Origin of the sequence: Moorena sp. SIO3I8 (assembly GCF_010692325.1) — a bacterium.
In the GTDB taxonomy this organism is placed as follows: domain Bacteria; phylum Cyanobacteriota; class Cyanobacteriia; order Cyanobacteriales; family Coleofasciculaceae; genus Moorena.
The window spans coordinates 1-6,411 of record NZ_JAAHHW010000206.1 but is presented as its reverse complement, the minus strand read 5'-3'; the positions used below and the strand labels follow the sequence as shown (position 1 = coordinate 6,411).

The 6,411-nt window shown below is 43.6% G+C and carries 6 protein-coding genes; 4 read left to right on the top strand and 2 right to left on the bottom strand.

Going from position 1 to position 6,411, the window contains the following annotated elements; translation table 11 throughout:
- On the bottom strand, positions 1 to 209 hold a 209-nt coding region (locus tag F6K51_RS34800), incomplete at its 3' end, for a hypothetical protein (protein ID WP_293030009.1).
- 124 nt (positions 210 to 333) lie between these two features.
- On the opposite strand from F6K51_RS34800, the gene F6K51_RS34795 reads away from it, so the two are divergent.
- The 4 genes from F6K51_RS34795 to F6K51_RS34780 all read left to right on the top strand — a co-directional run bounded on the left by F6K51_RS34795 (position 334) and on the right by F6K51_RS34780 (position 5,468).
- Positions 334 to 1,413 carry a DUF1822 family protein gene (locus F6K51_RS34795; protein WP_293030006.1) on the top strand — a complete coding sequence of 360 codons (1,080 nt, stop codon included), beginning with the start codon at positions 334 to 336 and terminating at the stop codon, positions 1,411 to 1,413.
- A gap of 340 nt (positions 1,414 to 1,753) precedes the next feature.
- Positions 1,754 to 1,876 (top strand): hypothetical protein, encoded by a 123-nt coding sequence (locus F6K51_RS34790; protein WP_293030003.1) that lies wholly within the window; start codon positions 1,754 to 1,756, stop codon positions 1,874 to 1,876.
- 75 nt (positions 1,877 to 1,951) lie between these two features.
- Positions 1,952 to 4,312, top strand: coding sequence for a CHASE2 domain-containing protein (locus F6K51_RS34785; protein ID WP_293030000.1), 2,361 nt, complete (start codon positions 1,952 to 1,954; stop codon positions 4,310 to 4,312).
- Between the two features lie 364 nt (positions 4,313 to 4,676).
- Positions 4,677 to 5,468: a DUF928 domain-containing protein gene (locus F6K51_RS34780; protein WP_293029997.1), complete on the top strand. Its 792-nt coding sequence runs from the start codon at positions 4,677 to 4,679 to the stop codon at positions 5,466 to 5,468.
- 204 nt (positions 5,469 to 5,672) lie between these two features.
- Here the strand turns inward: F6K51_RS34780 and F6K51_RS34775 are convergent, their stop codons facing one another.
- Positions 5,673 to 6,293 carry a CHAT domain-containing protein gene (locus F6K51_RS34775; protein ID WP_293029994.1) on the bottom strand — a complete coding sequence of 207 codons (621 nt, stop codon included), beginning with the start codon at positions 6,291 to 6,293 and terminating at the stop codon, positions 5,673 to 5,675.
- Positions 6,294 to 6,411 lie beyond the last annotated feature (118 nt).

Here is a 6,411-nt window from a genome sequence, read left to right as displayed (position 1 = left end):
TCAAGGAAAAGAAGTAGCAATGATAAGTGAGTTCTTTTGGAATTGGTTGCGCCGTGTACTTGGAGACTTGTTCGCACGGTGCTTTGGGGACGAAGCGGGAGCAATCCCGCTGACTTACCCGATTTACCCTTAATAAAAATCTCCCCACCTCCCCATATTCCCCTCCTGGGAGGGGTTAGGGGTGGGTTCCCACCTCCCCATCTCCCCATCTCCCCACACCTCCCACCCTTTCCTTAATTATGGGTATTCAACCAGACTTGATATAACCCATGATCTAGAGCGGAATATTGATAGGTATAGCCCACAATTTATTTCTGACAGAGAGTGGACATCTTGGCGAGTTTTGTTAAACCGTTAACCTTTAGAGTTCCGCTAGCTTTAGCAGCACATCCCAGAGCAAAGGAATTTCAACAACACCAAGCTAATCTGACTAAAGCGAAACAGGTTTATTTCAATACTCTGGCAGTGTATGCAGTTAACTTTTACTTGCGGTGTATGGGATTTGAGACAAACTTAGAGGAAAGCGACAGTTGGAACCCAGTGATGCAAACCCTGATGGATGTTGCGGATCTGACGGTTAAAAATCATGGTAAGTTGGAGTGTAGACTTGTTTTACCTGAGGCTAAGTGTGTCAAAGTTCCAGCAGCAGTCTGGCAGGAACGAATTGGTTATGTGGCGGTGGAGCTTGATCAAGCATTGGAGGAGGCAACTCTGCTAGGATTTATTGATACAGTGGTAACAGAAGAATTACCCCTCAACCAATTGCGAACCCTGAAAGAGTTACCGCCACACATTAGAGAGTATCGGCAATGTCCTAAATCCCAGGCAGGGGCAAAGCAGTCGAGCCATAGTCATGCTCTCAAACCCAAGGTCTTCTGTCCCGATGCTTCACCCTCCAACACTATGGAAACAGACTCTAGCCAACAACAGCAACCACAAAGCCAGACAGCAGTAGTGCGATTAAGCCAGTGGTTAGACAATAGTTTTGATGCAGATTGGAAGACTGTGGAAACTATCTTACAGCCAGCACCGGAGCCTTGGCTGGATTTGAGAAGTTTCCCCTTTGACCAACCTAGTAAAGGATTGCATACTACCGTGGGAGTAAAACGAGGTAAACTACTCGGTTCGGAAATCGCCTGGGGTGGTGAGAAGGTGGCTTTATTTGTAGAGCTACATCCAACGGACTCACCGAAAATGAATATATTCATTGAACTTTATCCTCGTGGTGATAGAGACCGTCTTCCCAAGAATCTACAGATTATGGTGCTGGATCACGAGGGAATTGCGGTGATTCAAACCCAAGCTAGAGAGACGGAAAATATTAAGTTGCAAGTAAGTGGTGAACCGAGAGAACGTTTTAGCATTAAGTTAGTTTTGAATGATGTCAGTATTACGGAAAATTTTTTAATCTAAAGTTAGCGGCGATTGCGCTACCGGTATGCTTCGTAAACCCAGCCTTGTATTAATCCGATTATTAATTAGATATAATATTACTATAGCAGTTGTCTAGATTTTGGCTTATAGGAAGTAGGGGTAATAAAGGGGATTTGGTATTATTATAGGAAAGCCCGAGTAAGTAGGGCTAGTTTTTTAGTGAGAAACTGACTCAGGGAAAGCATCGTCTATAAATCCATCGCTATTGCATAAAATTTCTTAATCAGAAGTAAGGGGTAATGGGGAATATTTTTATCGATTACGTAAGCATTCAGCAGTCAGCAGTCAGCAGTCAGCCAAGGCCAAAGGCCTTTGAGCCATGCACGCTACGCCCATGATGGGTGATAGCACCTCAAGTAGCGTGGCACAGGCTTTGGCCTTGGCCTTTAGGCCACGCGGGGCGCGTTTGGCCACGCTGTGCGAACGACGCTGGGGCGCATAATCTGATAGCTGATAGCTGATAGCTCAATACTTACTCGATTACTAATACTTAATACCTAATAAATAATTACCAAAAATGGGAAAGTTAGTTGTCCTGAGTCTAGATGATGATTCCCAGCAGCAGGGGTTTCAGGTACGCTTAGAAATTGGTGAAGAAGGGTCACGCCCAACGCTGGAAATGACAGGTTACTTGCCTGCAGATTCAGAACTCACTACTTACTTACAAGACCATTGGCGCGAAAAATATCGGAGCCTAGGTTCACCCGCGAGAATCCAGCCCGGAAAAATTATCTATGGTGGTTCCATTAACCAAAAGCTCAAGGAATGTGGGGATTCAGCCCATGAGTTAGGTAATAGACTAAAACGATGGCTGGATTCTGAACAGTTTCGTCCCATTGATAAGCGATTACGGGAAGAGTTAAACCCAGAGGAAACCATTCGGGTGCTGATTCGCACGGAAAATACCCAGTTACAAAAGCTGCCTTGGCATCTGTGGGATTTTTTTGAGCGTTACCCCAAGGCTGAATTTGCTCTGAGTGGAAAACAGTTTAAGCGACCCGAAGGCTCTGCACCTACCGGGAAATCTAAAGTTAAAATTTTAGCAATTTTAGGTCATAGTGCTGGTATTAATATTAAGGCAGATCGACAACTGCTGGAGAATTTATCTCATGCAGAAACCGTCTTTTTAGTGAAGCCCAAACATCACGAAATTAATGACCAGTTATGGGAGCAACCTTGGGATATTATCTTTTTCGCAGGACATAGTGAGACAGAGGGGGAAACGGGTCGAATTTATATTAATCCTACTGATAGCTTAACCATTGATGAACTGTGGTATGCCCTCAAAAAAGCCGTGGCCCAGGGCTTAAAACTGGCAATTTTTAATTCTTGTGATGGGTTGGGATTGGCACGGAAACTCCATGATTTGCAAATTCCCCAAATGATTATAATGCGGGAGTTGGTGCCAGATCAGGTCGCTCAAAAATTTTTGAAGTATTTTTTGAACGGGTTTGCTAATGGTAAGTCTTTATATCTGGCAACGCGGGAAGCACGGGAGAAATTGCAGGGGTTGGAGCGTCAGTTTCCCTGCGCCAGTTGGTTGCCAGTAATTTACCAGAATCTAGGACAAGAACCCCCAGCTTGGGAAGATTTGTACCAAGAGTCAGAAATACCATCAGAAATACCATCAGAAATACCATCGGAAACACCATCACAAACACCATCACAAACACCATCGGTCTCTTCTAAAGGCAAGTGGCGTAGTGTCCAGAGAGTGCTGCTATCTAGCATAGTGGTCACTAGCTTGGTAATGGGAGTGCGATCGCTTGGCCTATTGCAGCCCTGGGAACTGCAAGGGTTTGACCAGTTGATGCGGCTGCGACCCCATGAAGGACCAGATCAGCGACTGTTATTAGTCACAATCACTGAAGAGGATGTGCAGTCTCAACCTAAGGAAGAAAGAAGAGCCGCCTCCTTATCGGATCGTTCCTTAGCCAAACTGCTGGCAAAGCTGGAGCAGTATCAACCGAGAGCTATTGGTTTGGATATTTATCGGGAGAATCCTGTGGGAGGGGAATACCAGGATTTAGCGACTCGGATGCAAACTAGTGATCACTTTTTTGCCATCTGCCAATACGGAGACCCAGGAGTTTCCCCACCTCCAGAAGTCCCAGAGGTTCGCCAAGGCTTTAATAATGTTTTACTCGACCCCGATCGCATTATCCGTCGCCATTTGTTGGCTGTAGGGTCACCATCTCCTTGTCAGAGCTACTACTCATTTAATGTCCAGTTGGCAACACGTTATCTGGCTGATCTAGGAATCCAGTTGGAGGTGACAGAAAATTACTTAAAGCTTGGCACTACAGTTTTTAAGACCCTAGAAAAGGATTCTGGTGGATATCACAATCTAGACTCTCGTGGTCAGCAACTATTACTGAATTATCGAGCTTCCGGTCAAATTGCTGAGACCGTTTCCCTTGCAGAGGTTTTTAGGGATCAGTTCAATCCTGACTTAGTCAGGAATCGCATTGTGATCATCGGTACCATTGCGCCTAGTTTTAATGATAATTTTTGGCGCACACCCTACAGTGGTGGTCAGTGGTCTGTTGAGACCATGAGTGGGATAGAAATTCAGGCACAGATGATCAGTCACATCCTCAGTGCAGTGCTGGATAACCGACCGTTGATTTGGTGGTGGTCTGAGCCTGGTGAAGCGCTCTGGATTTGGTGCTGGGCTGCGCTCGGGGGTACGGTTGCTGGAAACTTTAACGTGCTGCGTTCCGTCCTGTTGGGTACTGGAACTGCTGTGGTTGTTTTATATGGAAGTTGCTGGGTTTTGCTTATAGTAACAGGTGGTTGGGTGCCATTAATTTCCGCTACTATAGCATTGGTGGCTACTGGTGTGGTCGTTTACTGTCGTTTAGAGAAGAGATCATAGTAATTGACTCGTAATTAGTAATTAGTCTTTTGTGATCTACATTAAGTCTCTTGCTAGTTACAAATGACCAATGAATAATGATACCAAATTACTTTTGATAACCCCCCTTTAGCCGCGACTTATTATAGTGGTTGATGCTATAATAAATTGGGCTAATTATAATATAATAAAAAAAATTTGTCTGCCCATACTGACTAAAAATGGGATTATTAACCCGGATTTGGTATGACTAATTACTAATAACTAATCACAACACTTGACCGGATTTTTATCTGGAAGTTGTGATATACAGGGGTGTTTATCTGAATCCATCAATTGGATATATCAGGTAAACATCTATCGATGTTGATCTGAATTTTGAGTTATGATGTTAACTAAATTATTTCGGCTTAAATACCTATTTGCCTCTAATTTAGTCTTTGTTGGCTGGATCAGCTGTTTCTTGGTCTCCCGAGTAGAGGCTGATCAATCCATCAATCTTGGGCAAGTACCAATTTACTTTATCCAACCCAATCCCAAACCCCCAGACAATGGGACTCCTTCTGCTCCCCACGGTACTGGAACCCGTGGTGATTGCCTATACAAGCCGGAGCTTCCACTACTGACTCCTTTAGTAGGTGGTTATAATTTGGATTTAAGCGTAAGTGATTATCCAACCTTTTGGATATATCTACCTTACACCTCAGAGGATGCACCGTCGGGAGAATTTTCCTTGCAGGATGAGGATGGGGAAAACGATATTTACCGAGAATCTGTTAAGCTACCAGACCAGCCAGGCATTGTTAGTATTACGCTTCCTAAGACAGAAAATCCCTTGGAAGTTGGTCAAACCTATCGCTGGAATCTAGAGATCAATTGCCCTTCTACGGAATTATCCAATGAATTACCAACTCCAGCGTCTGTGACAGGACTAGTTCGCCGAGTTGCCCAGTCTAAAGACTTAGAAAGGGAGTTAAATGGGGCTAATACTCCTCTAGAGAGAATTGCAGCTTATGGCAAGCATCACATATGGTATGATACCCTAACTGAGCTAGCTGAATTACGGCTGCAAGATCCACAAAATATGAATCTTGAAACTGCTTGGATTAAGCTATTGACTGATCAAAGTTTCGTAGAAACAATTTCTAAAACAAACATTTTGGGTAACCTTCAGTAAATTATAGCGGTGCTCGTTTTAGAAGTTAGAAGTTAGAAGTTAGAAGTTAGAAGTTAGAATTATAACAGACAACCTACCCTACACCGAATACGGGGCGAACAACATTTAACCTCTCAACCTGCAACATTCAACCTGCAACATTCAACCTGCAACATTCAACATTCAACCTCTAATATTCAACCTTTAACTTAAACATACTGGAATTCACAGCCAATTCCCAACCAAAATAAATGGTGCCCAAATATGAGGACGATGGTAGTCTGTGCTGGGATATTTCTTCTTCAGAAACGCTAATTGAGCATTTCGCAGGGCTTCGGCTTTAGTCAACTGTGAATTATTTAACTGTTGGTAGAACTGATTCATAAATTCGGCTGTAGAGGCATCATTAACTTGCCACAAGGTGGCTAGGGTACTGCGTGCTCCTGCTCTAATCGCTATCCCAGCTAGTCCTAAAGCGGCTCGTTTGTCCCCAGTAGCAGTCTGACAAGCACTCAGCAACAACAGTTCAATGGGGGTGGTGCCACTGGAGTCACTCATCCGTAGTAAGTTATCTAAATCCTTGACTTTGATGCGTTCATCCCAGTCTAGGATAAATGTTTGCTCTGGGTTGGAACTGAACTGGCCGTGAGTGGCAATATGAACAACATTGAAAGACGCTGCTGTTAGTTGATTTTGCAGGTTTTCTTTGATAAATTCTTGATTTTCCAGTTTCTGACTACGGTTGACCTGTTCCCCAATTTTGGTTAACTCGAATCCTACGTTATCGATTGGTCCTAAACCTTCTTTTTTCAGGGTAATCGCATTGAAAGAAAGTGATAAAATCACTGTAAATTGACCGAAAATTTGACAGTGAAAACTTGACAGTGTATCATAAGCCATGAAGAGCACTTAAGCCAAAGAAAATCTATCTAAGTACAACAGGGATATTGGATTTAAGCTATCA

Coding starts and splice junctions, on each gene's coding strand:
- F6K51_RS34790 (WP_293030003.1), top strand. CDS start 1,754: ATGCACGCTACGCCCATGATGGGTGATAGCACCTCAAGTAGCGTGGCA.
- F6K51_RS34785 (WP_293030000.1), top strand. CDS start 1,952: ATGGGAAAGTTAGTTGTCCTGAGTCTAGATGATGATTCCCAGCAGCAG.
- F6K51_RS34780 (WP_293029997.1), top strand. CDS start 4,677: ATGATGTTAACTAAATTATTTCGGCTTAAATACCTATTTGCCTCTAAT.